This window comes from Microbacterium meiriae (assembly GCF_040685015.1).
Lineage (GTDB): Bacteria > Actinomycetota > Actinomycetes > Actinomycetales > Microbacteriaceae > Microbacterium > Microbacterium meiriae.
Genome location: NZ_JBFBHD010000002.1, coordinates 249765 through 266270, shown reverse-complemented (window position 1 = coordinate 266270; position 16506 = coordinate 249765). Strand labels below are relative to the sequence as shown.

Annotated in this window: 18 protein-coding genes; 5 read left to right on the top strand and 13 right to left on the bottom strand. The window is 69.2% G+C overall.

Going from position 1 to position 16506, the window contains the following annotated elements; genetic code table 11:
- Positions 1–171: 171 nt before the first annotated feature.
- Positions 172–2226: an acyltransferase family protein gene (locus AB0N68_RS09760; protein WP_280565556.1), complete on the top strand. Its 2055-nt coding sequence runs from the start codon at positions 172–174 to the stop codon at positions 2224–2226.
- Positions 2227–2350: 124 nt separating this feature from the next.
- Positions 2351–3487, top strand: coding sequence for a hypothetical protein (locus AB0N68_RS09755; RefSeq protein ID WP_280565557.1), 1137 nt, complete (start codon positions 2351–2353; stop codon positions 3485–3487).
- A gap of 85 nt (positions 3488–3572) precedes the next feature.
- Here AB0N68_RS09755 and AB0N68_RS09750 read toward each other — a convergent pair whose 3' ends face one another.
- Positions 3573–3995, bottom strand: a complete 423-nt coding sequence (locus tag AB0N68_RS09750) for a hypothetical protein (RefSeq protein ID WP_280565559.1) — start codon at positions 3993–3995, stop codon at positions 3573–3575.
- A 172-nt stretch (positions 3996–4167) separates the two neighbouring features.
- Between AB0N68_RS09750 and AB0N68_RS09745 the strand changes: the two genes are divergently transcribed.
- Entirely contained in the window at positions 4168–5373 is a 1206-nt protein-coding gene (locus tag AB0N68_RS09745) for a DUF3500 domain-containing protein (RefSeq protein ID WP_280565561.1), read from the top strand.
- Positions 5374–5472: 99 nt separating this feature from the next.
- Positions 5473–5652, top strand: a complete 180-nt coding sequence (locus AB0N68_RS09740) for a hypothetical protein (protein WP_187661693.1) — start codon at positions 5473–5475, stop codon at positions 5650–5652.
- Between the two features lie 57 nt (positions 5653–5709).
- Here the strand turns inward: AB0N68_RS09740 and AB0N68_RS09735 are convergent, their stop codons facing one another.
- The 11 genes from AB0N68_RS09735 to rplU form a co-directional block, all read right to left on the bottom strand.
- A complete protein-coding gene (locus tag AB0N68_RS09735) occupies positions 5710–5967 on the bottom strand; it encodes a hypothetical protein (protein ID WP_363332612.1) in 258 nt (85 codons plus the stop codon).
- Positions 5968–6103: 136 nt separating this feature from the next.
- Positions 6104–6793: an SDR family oxidoreductase gene (locus tag AB0N68_RS09730; RefSeq protein WP_280565565.1), complete on the bottom strand. Its 690-nt coding sequence runs from the start codon at positions 6791–6793 to the stop codon at positions 6104–6106.
- A 1-nt stretch (position 6794) separates the two neighbouring features.
- Complete coding sequence (gene rsfS, locus AB0N68_RS09725) at positions 6795–7175, bottom strand: ribosome silencing factor (RefSeq protein WP_187661695.1); 381 nt, start codon at positions 7173–7175, stop codon at positions 6795–6797.
- Complete coding sequence (locus tag AB0N68_RS09720) at positions 7175–8254, bottom strand: hypothetical protein (protein WP_187661696.1); 1080 nt, start codon at positions 8252–8254, stop codon at positions 7175–7177. Before AB0N68_RS09720 ends, rsfS begins: the two co-directional genes overlap by 1 nt.
- Complete coding sequence (gene nadD, locus AB0N68_RS09715) at positions 8251–8853, bottom strand: nicotinate-nucleotide adenylyltransferase (protein WP_082749995.1); 603 nt, start codon at positions 8851–8853, stop codon at positions 8251–8253. The genes AB0N68_RS09720 and nadD overlap by 4 nt, the downstream gene beginning before the upstream one ends.
- A gap of 6 nt (positions 8854–8859) precedes the next feature.
- Positions 8860–9081 carry a hypothetical protein gene (locus AB0N68_RS09710; protein WP_187661697.1) on the bottom strand — a complete coding sequence of 74 codons (222 nt, stop codon included), beginning with the start codon at positions 9079–9081 and terminating at the stop codon, positions 8860–8862.
- A 67-nt stretch (positions 9082–9148) separates the two neighbouring features.
- Positions 9149–10402 carry a glutamate-5-semialdehyde dehydrogenase gene (locus AB0N68_RS09705; RefSeq protein WP_280565570.1) on the bottom strand — a complete coding sequence of 418 codons (1254 nt, stop codon included), beginning with the start codon at positions 10400–10402 and terminating at the stop codon, positions 9149–9151.
- 9 nt (positions 10403–10411) lie between these two features.
- A complete protein-coding gene (proB, locus tag AB0N68_RS09700) occupies positions 10412–11197 on the bottom strand; it encodes a glutamate 5-kinase (protein WP_280565572.1) in 786 nt (261 codons plus the stop codon).
- Entirely contained in the window at positions 11194–12693 is a 1500-nt protein-coding gene (gene obgE / locus AB0N68_RS09695; RefSeq protein WP_280565574.1) for a GTPase ObgE, read from the bottom strand. The genes proB and obgE overlap by 4 nt, the downstream gene beginning before the upstream one ends.
- Before the next feature lie 99 nt (positions 12694–12792).
- Complete coding sequence (rpmA, locus tag AB0N68_RS09690; RefSeq protein ID WP_025104972.1) at positions 12793–13050, bottom strand: 50S ribosomal protein L27; 258 nt, start codon at positions 13048–13050, stop codon at positions 12793–12795.
- A gap of 18 nt (positions 13051–13068) precedes the next feature.
- Entirely contained in the window at positions 13069–13377 is a 309-nt protein-coding gene (gene rplU / locus AB0N68_RS09685) for a 50S ribosomal protein L21 (protein ID WP_187661701.1), read from the bottom strand.
- Between the two features lie 213 nt (positions 13378–13590).
- On the opposite strand from rplU, the gene AB0N68_RS09680 reads away from it, so the two are divergent.
- Entirely contained in the window at positions 13591–13860 is a 270-nt protein-coding gene (locus AB0N68_RS09680) for a DUF4031 domain-containing protein (protein ID WP_187661702.1), read from the top strand.
- Here AB0N68_RS09680 and AB0N68_RS09675 read toward each other — a convergent pair.
- On the bottom strand, positions 13822–16389 hold the full coding sequence (locus AB0N68_RS09675; protein WP_292798160.1) for an Rne/Rng family ribonuclease: 2568 nt from the start codon (positions 16387–16389) through the stop codon (positions 13822–13824). The genes AB0N68_RS09680 and AB0N68_RS09675 overlap by 39 nt on opposite strands.
- Between the last annotated feature and the right edge of the window lie 117 nt (positions 16390–16506).

The window sequence follows — 16506 nt, the reverse complement described above, 5'->3', positions numbered from 1 at the left end:
GAAAAACCCTCGGTTCGCCGGGGGTTTTCGTGTGTCTGGAGCCCGTGACATCCCGCGAGGTCAGGCCCTCGCGCCGCATCAGGCAGTTGCGCCACCTCCGGCCTGATCTCGCGCGATCGCCTGCCCGGGAGCATACGAAAACGACACGCTCTCGTTTGTAGCGTGTTACACATGAGCACTCGACCCGCCCCTCCTCAGGGACATCTCCCGCATATCCAGGGGCTTCGGGCTCTCGCGGTTCTCGCCGTCGTCCTCTACCACTTCTGGCCTGCGCGCTTCAGCGGCGGGTATGTCGGAGTGGATGTCTTCTTCGTCATCTCCGGCTTCCTCATCACGGGGCATCTGGTTCGCGAGCTCACGTCGACGGGGACGGTGCACATCGGTCGATTCTGGGCCCGTCGGGCCCGACGCCTCCTTCCCGCGTCCCTGCTCGTCCTTCTGTTCTGCGTGACGGTCGTCGCCCTCCGCCAGTTGACTCCGATCTCCGCTCTCCCGGAGGAGCTCCGCCAGATCGTCACGTCGGCCTTCTCCGTGCAGAACTGGTATCTAGCGAGTGCGGCCACGGACTATCTCGGCCAGACGGGAGATCCGACCACTGTTCAGCACTACTGGTCACTGTCGCTGGAGGAGCAGTTCTACGTCCTCTGGCCTGTGCTCCTCGTCCTCACCGGATGGCTCGCGGTGAAGCGCATCCACGGCGAACACCGAAAGGTCATCGCCGTCGTCGTCGGAGTCCTGTCGACAGCCTCGTTCGTCTCCTGTGTGGCGCTGACCGCAGCGTATCCCGCGCCCGCCTACTTCGTGACTCCCGTCCGATTGTGGGAGTTCGGGGTCGGCGCCCTGCTCTCCCTGCTCCCCGCGCTGCGCGCGCGGCGCCCCCTCACGAGCGCTCTGCTCGGAGGGGCCGGGCTGGTCGCCATCCTGTTCAGCATCTCCTTCTTCGACGGACAGACCGCGTTCCCCGGATACGCGGCCGCCGTGCCGACGATCGGCGCAGCAGCCGTGATCGCGGCGACGAATGCAGCACGCTGGTGGCTCCCCGCACGCCTGCTGGCCATCCGCCCCCTGCGATTCACCGGGGACATCTCTTTCAGCCTCTACCTCTGGCATTGGCCGCTCATCGTGATCGCTCCTTCTGTGCCCTTCTGGGGCCTCTCCCTCGCTCACCGCCTGGCCCTCCTCGCGCTCTCCTTCGTCGTGGCCTGGCTGACGAAACGATTCATCGAGGATCCCGCCCGAACCTGGCGCGCGCCCTCGCTCAGGCGCCCGCGGGTCGTGCTCGCCCTCGCTCTCGCGGGGATGACGGTGGTCGGCGCCGGCGCGGGAGCCGCGTGGGCGGTGAATGCTCCGACCTACGAACGCGACGCGACTGCTCTCGCGGCTGTCCGCGCACACCCCCCTGCGTGTTTCGGAGCCCAGGCGGTGCTCGACATCCGCTGCGCGGACAGCCGGAGCGCGTCCGTCATACCGACCCCTGGATTCGCCGGCGCGGATCGCCCCACCGAGCAGAAGTGCTTCGTCCAACTGAACGATTCTCGTGCCGTGGCCTGCCGTTTCGGGTCACGGACGACGGACGCCCCGTCGATCGCGCTCGTCGGAGACAGCCACGCTTTCCAATACGTGAGCACCTTCAGGGCGATGGCGGAGAAGGAAGGCTGGTCGCTGACGACGTACGTCAAGGGGGCGTGCCCGTGGAACACGACCCCACTGGCGACGGGCGGCGCATTCGGAGCAGCCTGCTCGGAGTGGCGGGACGAGGTCACGGCCGCACTGGAAGGCGGCGACTTCGACGTCGTCTTCACGACGGCCCTGGCCGCGACCCCCTTCGCGCAGGCAGGACACGAGTCCACCCTGCATGCCGCCGCCTCCGGATACCGGGCGGCCTGGTCACGTGTCATCTCCGAGGGCACACGGGTGATCGCCCTGGTGGACAACCCGGCCTGGGCGACGGACCCGAACAAGTGCCTGCAGACGCGAAGCCCGGAGGCCTGCTCCGTATCGCGCGACGATGCCCTCGCCGCGTCGGACCCGATCAGGGCTGCCGGCGAGGACTTCCCGGGGGTCACAGTGCTGGACTTCACCCCGGTGTTCTGCTCGTCGAGCGAGTGCCTCCCCGTGATCGGCGGGGCCAACGCCTACCGCGATCACGACCACTTGACCACCACGTTCACCGACACCTTGGCGCCACAGCTGAGGGCGGCACTGCGGGACGCGATCACGAGGTGACAGCCTCGCGGGTTCAGGCACTCACTGCGCATCAGGCGGTTGCAGCATGTCTGGCCTGACGTGGCGCGCTCGCCTGCGCAGGAGCATATGAAAACGACACAGCCTCCGACGTAGCGTGTTACACATGCACGCTTCCGTCACCCGGTCTCGCGGTCGCCGCGCCGTCACCGTGATCCTCAGCATCCTCGCCGTCATCGCTCTCGGTATCGGCGGGGTGATCGCATGGCGCCTGCTCGCCCCGGCGCCATCGAACTGGGAAAGCCTTGATGCCACCGACAAGGAGATGCTCACGCAGCTGTCGGAGCAATACGACATCACGGCGACACACGCGGCGGAGATCTGGACGGATGCGTACCGGTACGAGGACCAGCCGCTGGTGCTGCTGCGCACGGACGGGGAGAAGAGCTCCTTCTGGTCGCACGCGATCCTCGTCAACATGAGCGGCGTCACGGACACGTCGGGCATGGCGAAGATCGACGTCCCCGGGGCCTCCCACCTCGATGACGTCCGCATCAGCCGGACGTTCGCCGTCGGGGAATGGCTGCTGTATGCCCCGTCGAACTTCGCTGTCATCGATGTGAGCGACCGGGACGTCCTCGCGTTCAAGTACAACCAGGCGATGCTCGACACCGAGACGACGACCTCTCAGGGCTTCCAGCGCTTCTCCCTGCACGAGAACTTCCACGTCACGAAGCAGGGGCTCGACCCGGAGGCTCCCGGCGCCTGGCCATGGGGAGCCGGTGGGCTCATCCCCGACTACCCGCACACCGAGGCGCAGTACGAGCTGCTGCGTGTCGAGGCGCGGATCTTCGACCGGGTGGAGACGGAGACGGACCCGCAGGCCCTGGCCGTCCTCGCGTCCGACCTCGCCACCGTTCGGATGGCGCGCTACACGACGTGGCCGACCCTGAAGGCGGAGATCGACCTGGAGGCGATCGAGGGGACCGCCACCTACGTCGAGCGGGCCTTCGACAGGGCGCGAGGACTCACCCCGGTGCAGCGGACCTTCACCGATGGCCTCGAAGATCTGATCTCCGATCCCGAGCAGCAGATCGTCCTGGAACGCGACTACTCGTATTTCACCGGTGCCCAGCTCGGACTGCTTCTCGACCGAATCGCCCCGGATTGGAAGACGCAGATCGAGCCCGCTCCCACCGGTTCGGCGTCGACTCCTTTCGCGACGCTGCAGCGCGTGACCGGGGTGACCACTGCGCCCGACGACGCAGAGCTCCGCGCGATCGTGGACCGCTACCTCCCTTAGCTCATGCCATCGCGCGACAACAGGCCCCCCTGGGAGGGGACGCCTGTTGTCGCGCGAATGCCTGAGGCGATGCGGACCGACCGACTCAGTCGAGGACGGCGCGGCAGGTGACGGAGCCCGCCGTCGCGATCTCCTCGTCCGTGCGAAGGACCTCGAGGTTCGCGTCACCCGCGTCCTGCACGATCGCGCACGTCACGGTGGCTCCGGGGTTCTCGATGATGACAGCCGCCTCCTCCCCCTCGGTGACGATGGCCTCGATGGTCATAGCGCCGGCGCGGGCATCGACGACCGTCTCCTCCGTCTCCTTGGTCCCGAACACGAAGCCCTCGGCGAAGGCCGTGTCCTGGTAGCGGATCGTCTCGTCGCCACTCAGACCGTGGAGCTCGTACGTGATGCGGTAGTCGGTCGGCTGGTTGAACAGGTAGTAACCGGCGGCGCCCAGTCCTCCGATGACCGCCAGACCGGCGGCGATGGAGACTCCCAGGACGATTGCTCTCTTCGTGCTCATACCTCCACGGTGTCACCGGCGCTCTCGTCGCGAATCGGTCGGTCGATGTACGCGCCCCCTCCGCGCGGATGAAGTCCTGGTCATCCGAAAAAACACGGTATGCCCGCACCTCATAGGATGCGCATCGACGGCGCAAAGGAACCCCATCGATCACCTTCCTAGCGTGGAGGGCATGAACACGACTCCCTCTCCCGTCACGAAACGCCTCGCCTGGCTCTCCGGCCTCGTCCTCGCGGGCGGCCTCGTCTTGAGCGGCTGCGCGGCAGCCACGACCGCCGAACCGACGATCTCCGCGTCATCCTCCGCCGCGACCTCAACGGCGGCGTCGACGGACGCCGGGTCGACCGCGGAGACGATCGCCGACACGTCCGCCGCCGCTGCGGCCTTCCTCGCCACGCTGAGCGACGAGCAGAAGAAGGCCGTGTCGTACGACTTCGACGACGAGACGAAGACGACGTCGTGGTCGAACTTCCCGGTGACCTTCGTGCAGAGAGCGGGTCTGAACCTCGCCGACCTGACGGAGGAGCAGCGGACCGCTGCCCTCGCCGTGATGGAGTCTCTCCTCAGCGACGAGGCCTACGCGACCGTCACCGGGATCATGGGCGGCGACGAGTACCTCGCCGAGAACAGCAGCAGTACCGAGGATTCCCTCGGCCAGTACTACATCGCCTTCTTCGGTGATCCCACGGCGACCGACAGCGCCTTCGAGGTGCAGTTCGGCGGACACCACCTCGGCATCAACGCCACGCTGGACGGCGACGCCGACGCGATCACCTTCGCTCCCACGCACCTCGGGGTCCAACCCGCGGTCTACACCGACGAGGACGGCGAGGAGGTGCAGCCGTTCGAGGGGATCTACACGGACGCGTTCGCGTTCTTCGACAGCCTCACCGCCGACCAGCAGGCCACGTTGACCTCCGGCGATGTGAGCATGTGCGCACCGGGCGACACCTGCGACTTCGCCACCGGAGCCGGGCTGTCGGGGGCCGACCTCTCCGACGAGCAGCGGGATCTCCTTCTCCAGCTCATCGCCAACTGGGCCGGGATGAGCGACGAGGAGACCACCGCCGCAGCGCTGGCGGAGATCGACGAGACCCTGGACGACACCGTCATCGCCTGGTCCGGGGCGACGGTGTACGACATGACCACCGGGAACGGCATCGACTTCTCCATCTCCGGGCCGAACGTCTACATCGCCTTCCAGGCACAGCAGGGCTCGGCCGGCGCCGACGTCGACGGTGTGACGACATCGGGCTGGGGACATGTGCACACCATCTACCGCGATCCGACGAACGACTACGCCAACAGTGTCACCCAGCAAGCCTCTGCCGGGATGAGCGGCGGTCCCGGGGGCGGGAGCACTCCCCCCGCATCCTGACGCCCGACGCCCGTACCCGTCGAAGCCGCCACCCGTCAACGGCCTCCTCCACCATCGCGTACACGCGTAGACAGAGGGCATCCGACGAAAGGAGACGACATGTCCAACACGACTCCCCCGATCCCGCCCCTCCCCCCGATCGCGGACGGGGATGGGGACGCCGAAGAGCTCCCCACGCGTGAAGTCGACGGCGAAGAGGTGCTCGACGAGGATGCGGACGACGCCCAGATCGACAGCGCAGAGGCCGACCGCGCCGCTGTCATCGGCGACGACGACTGACCGGGACAGGAGAAAGGGCACCCCTCCTCGCGGAGGGGTGCCCTTTCTCGTGCGGGTTCAGGTGGCCAGCTGGGGCGGGCGAGACGGGATCGCGATGGGGCGCGTGGCTCGGCTCGCGCCCTGCATCCGCTCGACCTCCTCCAGTACCTCGAACGCGGTGCCATACCGGATGGCGAGCGGAAGATCACGCAGCCACGTCACCTCGACCTCGGTGTCCGCGAGCTCGTACACGCAGGCGACGACATGGCGCGGATCGTTCTGGGGATAGCGCAGGTCGTTGATCACCCACTCCGACGGCGTGATGCGGTGAAGCACGAAACGGGGATCAGGAACTTCTGACATCAGTCGGCCCTCCAGGACTCTCTGATGACGAGCCTCCGATACCCCGCCGGGGAAGGGAAGGGCCTTGACACCCTCGTGATGAGGTGCAGGAGAATGGTCAGATCGGCGTTCAGCCCTGGGGCCGCACCGTGAGATCCGTGAGGTGCGCATCCCGCGGGAGATCGAGAGCGGCGAGGATCGTCGTCGCCACGGCGTCCGGCGTGATGAACCGCGCGGCGTCGTACTCCTGCCCTTCCTGCCGGTGCACGCGCTCCTGCATCGGCGTCGCGGTGCGTCCCGGATAGACCGAGGTCACGCGCACACCGTGCTCGGCCTCCTCCTGCCGAAGCGCATCCGCGAGGGCCCGCAGACCGTGCTTCGAGGCCGCGTAGGCCGACCACCCCGGGCTCGCCCGCAGCCCGGCTCCGGAGTTCACGAACACGACGTGCCCGCGCGAGACGCGCAGGACGGGGAGCAGGAGCCGGGTGAGCTCCGCCGGGGCGACGAGGTTGACCGCGAGCTGCTGTTCCCAGAGCGCCGGGGTGAGGTCCCCCACCGATCCGAGGTCCACGACCCCTGCCGCGTGCACCAGGGAATCGATGCGATCGGGAAGGCTCTGCTTCGACAGGGCCCACGAGAGGCGGCCGGGCTGCGCGAGGTCACCGACCAGCGTCGAGACCCCGGGGAGCTCGTCGGCGATCTGCCTGGCCCGTCCCGCGTCGCGCGCGAGCACCACGACGTCGTCGCCGCGCTCCACGAGTCGCCGCGCGAGGACGGCGCCGATGCCGGAGCCCGCACCGGTCAGCAGGTGCGTGGCCATGTCAGCGGTTGTCGGCCGGGGTCTCGGCGACCTCGAGGGGGATCACCGGGCAGTCCTTCCACAGGCGCTCCAGGCCGTAGTAGACCCGCTCCTCCTGGTGGAAGACGTGGACGATGAGGTCGCCGAAGTCCAGCAGCACCCAGCGCGCCTCGGCGCGCCCCTCCCGGCGCACGCGCTTGTGCCCGGACTCGACGAGACGGTCCTCGATCTCATCGGCGATGGCGGCGACGTTCCGCTCGCTGTTACCGGTCACGAGCAGGAAGATGTCCACGAGCGGCAGCGGCTCGGAGACGTTCAGCGCGACGAGGTCCTCACCACCCTTGGCCACGGCGGCTTCGGCGGCGATGCGCAGCATCTCTTCGGCGGTTTCGGGTGATTGCATCAGAAGACGTTTCCTGTGAAGGCGATGACCAGGGCAGTGCCCAGGCCCAGCGCGAGGGCGCCCGCGACGATGGCGGCGATCAGCATGAGCCGGTTGCCCTTCTCAGGGGCCGGCGGACGGATCACCTCGCCGGCGGGCTTGATGGTGCTGACCGCGGAGCTCGCGGCGATGGGGGTGGGCGAGGACGCCGGAGGGAGCTCACCGTCGATGAGCACCGCGTCGACCTCCTTGCCGTCCGTGGTGCCGTGGGCGTGACCCTGCGAGCCGAGGCCCTTCGGCAGCTCGTACGACCCCGTGACGAGGATCTCTCCGGTGGAGGCGACCGGCCCGGAGAGGGAGCCCTCGCCGGGAGACGGCGTGAAGATCAGCGCATTGGGCGCCGAGTGCTGGGTGCCGCCGGAGTCGTTCGACGTGAGCAGCTCATCGAAGGAGGGGCGGAAAGGCGCCGGCTCGGCAGGAGTCTCCTCCTGCAGCACGCCCTGCCCGAACGTCGGGCTCACGGTCGGGCGCTCAGCCTCGTCGACATCGCGCTCGTCGACGTCGCCGTCGTCGTCGCTGTCGCTGTCGAGGAGGTCCTCGCCACCGGGGCCGTCCTGCTCGGAGACGCCGAGCACGGCGGAGATGTCCTCGGGCTCGGACTCCGGCGCCTCGACGGGCTCTTCGACGAGCGGCACGTCTCCGACCGTGTCGGCGACGTCGGCCGCGCGGACGGGCTCCGCAGCGACCTCGTCGTCGACGACGTCGTCGTCGGACCCATCGTGCTGTGCCACCACAGCCTCATCGGTCGTGTCGTCCGCCTCCGCGTCGACGGCCGGGACCGCGGCGGTCTTGATCTTCTCCTGCTCGCGTGCCTGACGCCGCGTCAGCGGCGCGGCGTCAGGATCGACGGACGTGTCAGCGACAGGCGCCGAGGGAAGGACGACGGGCTCGGCGGCACGAGGCAGCGGCGGTGCGGGCGTCGCGGCCTCCGCCGCGGCGGCGCTCGCCTGCTCCTCGCTGATGATCGGGGTGGATCCCGTCAACCGGATCTCCCGCAGCTGCTTCCGCGTCAGCGGACCTCGCTGATCCGATGTGCTCATGCCTTGCTCCGATACAGATGATGCTTCGCGATGTACTGGACGACCCCGTCGGGGACGAGGTACCAGACCGGTTGATCGTCACGGACGCGGTCACGACAGTCCGTCGACGAGATCGACAGCGCCGGCACCTCGAGCTGGCTGACGTCGTCGCTCGGGAGGCCGTCGATGCTCAGAACGTGTCCTGGGCGGGAGACCGCGACGAAGTGGGCCAGCTCCCACAGTTCATCATGGTCTCTCCAACTGAGAATTTGCGCCACGGCGTCCGCGCCGCTGATGAAGAACAGCTCGGCGTCCGGCCGCTGCTCCTTGAGGTCGCGGAGGGTGTCGATCGTGTACGTCGGTCCCGCGCGGTCGATGTCCACCCGACTCACCGTGAACTGCGGATTGGACGCCGTCGCGATCACGGTCATCAGATAGCGGTGCTCGCTGGGCGTGACGTCGGCCTTCTGCCACGGACGACCCGTCGGGACGAACACCACCTCGTCGAGATCGAACGAGTGCGCGACCTCGCTGGCGGCGACCAGGTGGCCGTGGTGGATCGGATCGAAGGTTCCGCCCATCACGCCGATGCGCGGTGCGCGCGTGGTCGCGGTGCTCATGAGGGCCTAGTGGCCGTGTCCCGCCTCGTGGTCCTTGCCGTGCTTCGCCGCCCAGGCTTCTGCCTTGGCGGAGTGGCGGTTCGCGACGTTCTTGTACGACAGCGTCACGAAGCCGAGAGCGGCGAACACGATCGCGGCGATGACTCCGAAGATCAGGGTCTCGAGAGCCACGTTGCCGTGGTGCTCGGTCTCTGCGGCGGCCATCGCGATCTGTGCGACGAGGTTCATCCTGACTCCGTTCGTGGCGTGCTGTCTCGGGGGTCCTGTAGGGATACAGCGTCCCCCAGTCTAGCCCTCAGCCGCGCGTCTGACCCGCCCCACGCGCGAGCCACTTCGTACTGGTCAGCTCGGAGAGCCCCATCGGACCGCGCGTGTGCAGCTTCTGCGTCGAGATCCCGACCTCGGCACCGAAGCCGAACTCGGCCCCGTCGGTGAACCGAGTGGACGCGTTCGCCATCACCACCGCCGAATCCACCTCGGCCAGGAACCGCTCCGCGCTGCGGGAATCGGTGGTGACGATGGATTCCGTGTGCCCCGTGCTGTAGCGACGGATGTGGTCGAGCGCGTCGTCGAGGCTGTCGACGACCTTCATAGCGACGTCCAGGCTCAGGTACTCCGTCGCCCAGTCCTCCTCCGTGGCCGGGATGATGTTCGCCACGAGCCCGGCGACCACGTCGTCGCCGTGGATCGCCACCCCCTCGCTCATGAGGGCGCTCGCGACGAGCGGGATCAGGCGCGGCGCCGCCTGCCGGTGGACGAGAATCGTCTCGACCGCATTGCACACGCTGGGGCGCTGCACCTTGGCGTTCACGACGATGTCGCAGGCCCAGTCGTCGGGGGCGCTCTCGTCGAGCAGGATATGCACGTTCCCGGCGCCCGTCTCGATGACGGGCACGGTCGACTCGGTCACCACCGTCGCGATGAGCCCGGCGCTGCCGCGCGGGACGAGCACGTCGATGAAGCCGCGGCCGTGCATGAGCGCCTTCGCCCCGTCGCGCCCGAAGTCGTCCACGGTCTGGATCGCCTCGGGCGTCACCCCGGCGTCGCCGAGGGCGGAACGCATGACGTCGACGAGCACGGTGTTGGAATGGAGCGCCGCGCTGCCTCCCCGCAGGACGACCGCATTCCCCGAACGCAGCGCGAGGGCGGCGATGTCTACCGTGACGTTGGGACGCGCCTCGTAGATCGCCCCGACCACCCCGAAGGGGACGCGCACCTGCTCCAGAGCCACGCCGTTCGGCATGCGGTGTCCGCCGACCACGCGACCCACCGGATCGGGCAGGGCCGCCACGTCGCGGACGGCCGCGGCGAGGGCGGAGACCCGCTTCTCATCGAGGCGGAGGCGGTCGATGAGCGACTCGCCGATGCCGTCGTCCCGACCGCGCGCGACGTCACGGTGATTGGCCTCGATGATGCGGGCGGCGTTCTCCTCGAGGGCGACGGCGACGGCGTCGAGCGCCCGTGCCTTGTCGTCGCTCGTGAGGGCGGCGGTCGTCCGCGAGGCCTCCTTGGCCCGCTCCAGGCGCGTCTGAGGGGTGAGGTCGGTCATCCGCCCAGTCTAGGAGGTGGCGGGCTCGAACCAGGTCCCGATGTCGGCGCCTGCAAGGGCCTGCGCCACGAGGTCGGCGCTGGTGACCAGCACCCCGATGCCCGAGGCCGCCGCGAGTCGGGCAGCGGAGACCTTCGTGGCCGCTCCCCCGGTGCCGACGCTGTTGACCACGGTCGCACCGAACTCCAGCCCGGAGAGGTCCGCATCGGGGGCGACGACGTCGATGGGTTCGGCGCCGGGGTCGCTCGGAGGCCGCGTGTAGAGGGACTCGATGTCGCTGAGCAGGACGAGGGCGTCCGCCTCGATGAGCTGTGCCACGAGGGCGCCGAGCCGGTCGTTGTCGCCGAAGCGGATCTCCTGTGTCGCGACCGTGTCGTTCTCGTTCACGATCGGCAGCGTGCGCAGCCCCAGGAGGCGCTCCATGGCCCGCCGCGCGTTCGAGCGCGACGTCGGGTTCTCGAGGTCTCCGGTCGTGAGCAGCACCTGGCCGGCGACGATGCCGAAGGGGCGCAGAGCCTCCTGATACCGGTAGACGAGGATGTTCTGGCCGACCGCGGCCGCGGCCTGCTGCGTGGCGAGATCGGTGGGCCGCGCATCCAGACGGAGGAACGGGATGCCGGAGGCGATCGCTCCCGATGACACGAGCACGACCTCGGCCCCGCGGGCGTGCGCCGCCGCCAGCGCCTCGACGATCACCGGGATGCGCCAGGACGACTCGCCGCTGATGGACGACGAGCCCACCTTCACGACGATCCGCGTCGCCGTCGCGAGATCGGCGCGCGTGCGTGCGGTCACGCCTCGTCCTCGCGGTACGTCGCGAGGCGCTCCGCCTCCAACTCCGCGCGCGCCTGCGCCTTGGCGTCCATGCGCTCGTAGTACTTCTCGCGACGCTCGGACGTGGTCCGGCGGGCGTTCGGAGCCAGACGCGGGTCGGTGCCGCGGGGCGCCGACATGAGCTCGGCGGCGGAGCTCATCGTGGGCTCCCAGTCGAAGACGATGCTGTCGCCCTCGCCGATGACGACGGTCGAACCCTGGACGGCGCCGAGGCGGAAGAGCTCGTCCTCGACGCCCAGCTTCTCCAGACGGTCGGCGAGGTAGCCCACGGCCTCCTCGTTCTGGAAGTCGGTCTGCTGCACCCAGCGCACCGGCTTCTCACCGAGGATGCGGTAGACGTTGCCGTACGTGCCGCCCTCGACGCGGATCGTGAACGGCTTCACGGAGCCCTTCGGGCGGATGACGACGCGCTCGCGCGGGGCCTCGACCGCGGTCTCCTTGCGGTGCTTCTCGACGAGCTCCCCGAGGGCGAGGGTGAGCGGGCGCAGCCCCTCGTGCGAGACCGTGGAGATCTCGAAGACCCGGAATCCGCGGGCCTCCAGATCAGGACGCACGAGATCGGCGAGGTCACGGGCCTCCGGCACGTCGACCTTGTTCAGCGCCACGAACTGCGGGCGCTCCAGCAGGGGCGTCTGCCCCTCCGGCACCTCGTACGCGGCGAGCTCGGCGAGGATGACCTCGAGGTCGGAGATCGGGTCGCGGTTCGGCTCCAGCGTCGCGCAGTCGAGCACGTGCAGCAGCGCGGAGCAGCGCTCCACGTGCCGCAGGAACTCGAGTCCGAGGCCGCGGCCCTCGCTCGCGCCCTCGATGAGGCCCGGCACGTCGGCGACGGTGTAGCGGAAGTCCTCCACCTGGACGACGCCGAGGTTCGGGTGCAGCGTCGTGAACGGGTAGTCGGCGATCTTCGGCCGCGCGGCCGAGATCGCGCCGATGAGGCTCGACTTCCCGGCGGACGGGTAGCCGACGAGCGCCACGTCGGCGACCGTCTTGAGCTCGAGGACGACATCGCCCTCGAAGCCGGGGGTGCCGAGCAGGGCGAAGCCGGGAGCCTTGCGCTTCGGAGTCGCCAGGGCCGCATTGCCCAGGCCGCCCTGGCCGCCCGCCGCCACGACGAAGCGCTCACCGGGCTCGATCATGTCGATCAGGACGTCGCCGCTCGGGCTCTTGACCACGGTGCCGACCGGGACGGGCAGCTCTAGTGTCTCGCCGTCGAAACCGGAGCGGTGGTCCCCCATGCCCGGTCCGCCGTTGCCAGAGGACCGGTGCGGCGAGTGGTGGTACGACAGCAGCGTGCCGGTCTGCGTGTCGGCGACGAGCACGATGTCGCCGCCGTCGCCGCCGTTGCCGCCGTCGGGGCCACCGAGGGGCTTGAACTTCTCGCGGTGCACCGAGACGCAGCCGTTGCCGCCCTTGCCTGCACGCAGGTGCAGTGTGACGGTGTCGACGAACGTGACCATGTGCGAGTCCTTCGGTGTGCTCGGGGTGCCTGACGGCAGATACGCGGACGGGGCGAGCCGAAGCCCGCCCCGAACCGGATGTTTAGCGTGGTGCTGTGATCACTCAGCAGCGGCGACGATGTTGACGACCTTGCGGCCGCCCTTCGCGCCGAACTCGACCGCACCGGCGGCCAGAGCGAACAGCGTGTCGTCGCCCCCACGGCCGACGTTGGCGCCGGGGTGGAAGTGCGTGCCGCGCTGGCGGACGATGATCTCGCCGGCGAGGACCTGCTGACCGCCGAAGCGCTTCACGCCGAGGCGCTGTGCGTTGGAGTCACGACCGTTACGGGTGGAGCTTGCGCCCTTTTTGTGTGCCATGTCCTGGTCTCCTCGGTCTTACTTGATGCCGGTGATCTTGACGCGCGTGAGCTCCTGGCGGTGGCCCTGACGCTTCTTGTAGCCGGTCTTGTTCTTGTACTTCTGGATGACGATCTTCGGGCCGCGGAGGTTGCCGACGACCTCAGCCGTGACGGTGACCTTCGCCAGCGCGTCGGCGTCGGTGGTCACCGTGGAGCCATCGACGAGCAGCACGGCGGGCAGCTGGATCTCGTCGCCCTGGGCAGCCTGAACACGGTCGAGCTGAACGATGGTGCCGACCTCGACCTTCTCCTGCCGGCCACCGGCGCGCACTACTGCGTAAACCACTTCATACCTGTTTCGTTGGGGAGCACGCGGCTCCGAGAATCTCACGGGAAGACTGTTGCTTGCATGCGTCGCTGGTACGACGGGCGCGAATGCAAGACTCTCCGCTTCGGCCGTCGAGGACGACGCGGCATGCGCACCAAGGGACTACTTTACCGGATGCCGGCTGACCTCGCAAAGTGAGCCGGGTGACGGGGCCGGTCGTAGGCTGACGGAGTGACCGTACTCGTCGACGACCCCCGCTGGCCCGCCCATGGACGCCTGTGGGCGCACCTGGTCAGCGACGACAACCTCGACGAGCTGCACGCCTTCGCGCGCGCACACGGGATCCCCGCCCGGGCCTTCGACCTCGACCACTACGACGTCCCCGAGGACGCCGTCCCCCGGCTCATCGCCGGTGGTGCGCAGCACGTCCCCGGCAAGGAGCTGGTCCGGCGCCTGATCTCCTCAGGCCTCCGGGTCCGCGGACGCGACCGGCGGCACTGACGCCTCCGAGTTCACCGACACCGGCGTACCGGAGAGGGCGGCGGTGGTGACCCGGCGCCGTCCACGACCCTGGCCGGGCGCCTTGGGCTCCGGAAGCGCATCCAGCACCGAGTCGAGCAGCTCCTCGGTGGGCGTCTTCGGCCCCTTCCGGTCACCGCGCTTCTTCCGGGCCTTCTTCGGGCGCTCGGAGGCGGGGACGGGCGCGGACTCGGCCGCCGGCGCCTCGGCGGCCGGTTCACCGGACGGCACGATCGTGGAGGCGGCGATCTGCGCGAGGGCCGACTTCGCCCCCTCGGTGATGCTGTGGGTCACCGGCGGCGCGGCAGGTGCGGAGTTGTTGTTGCCACCGCCGTTGCCGTTGTTGCTGCCGCCGTTCCCGCGCTGACGGCGTCCGCCGTTGCCGTTACCGCCGTTGTTGCCGTTGTTGCTGCCGTTCGCACGGTGCTTCACGACCGGGTCGTGGTGCACGATCACGCCGCGACCGGCACACACCTCGCACGCCTCGCTGAAGGTCTCCAGCAGCCCGAGACCGAGCTTCTTGCGTGTCATCTGCACGAGACCGAGCGAGGTGACCTCGGCCACCTGGTGCTTCGTGCGGTCGCGGCTCAGGCACTCGATGAGTCGGCGCAGCACGAGGTCGCGGTTGGACTCCAGCACCATGTCGATGAAGTCGACCACGATGATGCCGCCGATGTCGCGCAGACGCAGCTGGCGGACGATCTCCTCGGCGGCCTCGAGGTTGTTCTTCGTGACCGTCTCCTCGAGGTTGCCGCCGGAGCCGACGAACTTGCCGGTGTTGACGTCGACGACCGTCATGGCCTCGGTGCGGTCGATCACGAGCGAACCGCCGGAGGGCAGCCAGACCTTGCGGTCCAGTGCCTTCTCGATCTGCTCCGTGATGCGGAACGCGTCGAACGGATCGACGTCGTCCTCGTACGCCTCGACACGCTCGAGCAGGTCGGGGGCGACGCTCTCCAGGTACGCCCGGATGGTGCGCTGCGACTCCTCGCCCTGGATGAGCATCTTCGTGAAGTCCTCGTTGAAGACGTCACGGACGATCTTCACGAGCAGATCGGGCTCGGCGTGCAGGAGCGCCGGAGCCTGCTGGCTCTCGACCTGCTTCTGGATGTGCTCCCACTGGGAGGTGAGGCGCTGTACGTCGCGGGTCAGCTGATCCTCGGTCGCGCCCTCCGCGGCCGTGCGCACGATCACGCCGGACGACTCGGGCAGCACCTCCTTGAGGATGCGCTTGAGGCGGGCACGCTCGTTGTCGGGCAGCTTGCGGCTGATGCCGTTCATGGAACCGCCGGGCACGTACACCAGGTAGCGGCCGGGCAGCGAGATCTGGCTCGTGAGGCGGGCACCCTTGTGACCCACCGGGTCCTTCGTGACCTGGACGAGCACGCGATCGCCCGGCTTCAGAGCGAGCTCGATGCGGCGGGGCTGGTTGCCGGTCTCGACGCCGTCCCAGTCCACCTCGCCCGAGTAGAGCACGGCGTTCCGGCCGCGACCGATGTCGACGAACGCGGCCTCCATGCTGGGAAGCACGTTCTGCACGCGACCGAGGTAGACGTTGCCGATCAGCGAGGCGTCCTGGTTGCGGGCGACGTAGTGCTCCACGAGCACGCCGTCCTCCAGGACTCCGATCTGCGTGCGGCCGTTCTTGGAGCGCACGACCATCTTGCGGTCGACCGACTCGCGGCGCGCGAGGAACTCGGCCTCGGTCACGACCGGACGACGACGACCGGCGTCACGGCCGTCACGACGCCGCTGCTTCTTGGCTTCGAGCCTGGTCGAACCCTTGATGGCCTTCGGCTCGGTGATGTACTCGACGACCCGCTGACGCTGCCGCGGCTCTTCCCGCTGCTCGTCGCCCTCGGATCCGCCGCGGCGGCGACGACCGCGGCGACCGGCACCGGGCTCGTCCTGGTCGCGCTCCGGCGCACGGTCGTCACGACCGGGGCGCGCGGGCAGCGGAACGACCTCCGGCGCGTAGAAGTGCAGCTGCGTCGACACCTGCGACACGAACACCTCGGGCAGCAGACCGAGCGACACGGCGGTGACGGCCGCGGGCTTCTCGGGCTCGGCGGGGGTCTTGTCCGCAGGCGCCGCCTCAGCGGAAGCCACGTCCGCGGGGCCTTCGTCCGCGGGAGTTTCCTCGGCGGGAGCCTCCTCCGCGGCAGCCTCCTCGGCAGGGGCCGGCTCAACGGGTCCCTGCTCCGCAGGGGCCTCCTCGACCTGAGCCGCCGCGTCGATCGCGTCTGCGGCGGCCTCGTCTGCGGCAGCAGCGTCCTCGACAGCGGCCGCAGCCGCATCGTCCGCCGCCGCAGCGGCGTCATCGGCCGCCGCGTTCTCGGCAGCGCGGTCGTCCGCCGCGGCCTCCGCCGCCGCGTCGTCCGCGTCCTCCTGATCCCGCGAGGTGTCCTCCGACTCCTCCGCGGCGAGAGCGGTGGGCGCCGTCAGCGGCTCCGCGGCGTCAGCCGGGGCGTCGAGGGCGGGGGCGTTGTTGTCATTGTTCTCATCGGCCATCTCTGGCGTGCTCCCTGGCACGGTCCACTGCGTGTCCCGTGAAATCTCATGCGGCACCCGCGGGTGCCGCGAACTCAATCGGCCTGCGACCGGCTCATGGCTCTGGTCGCGTGGGGC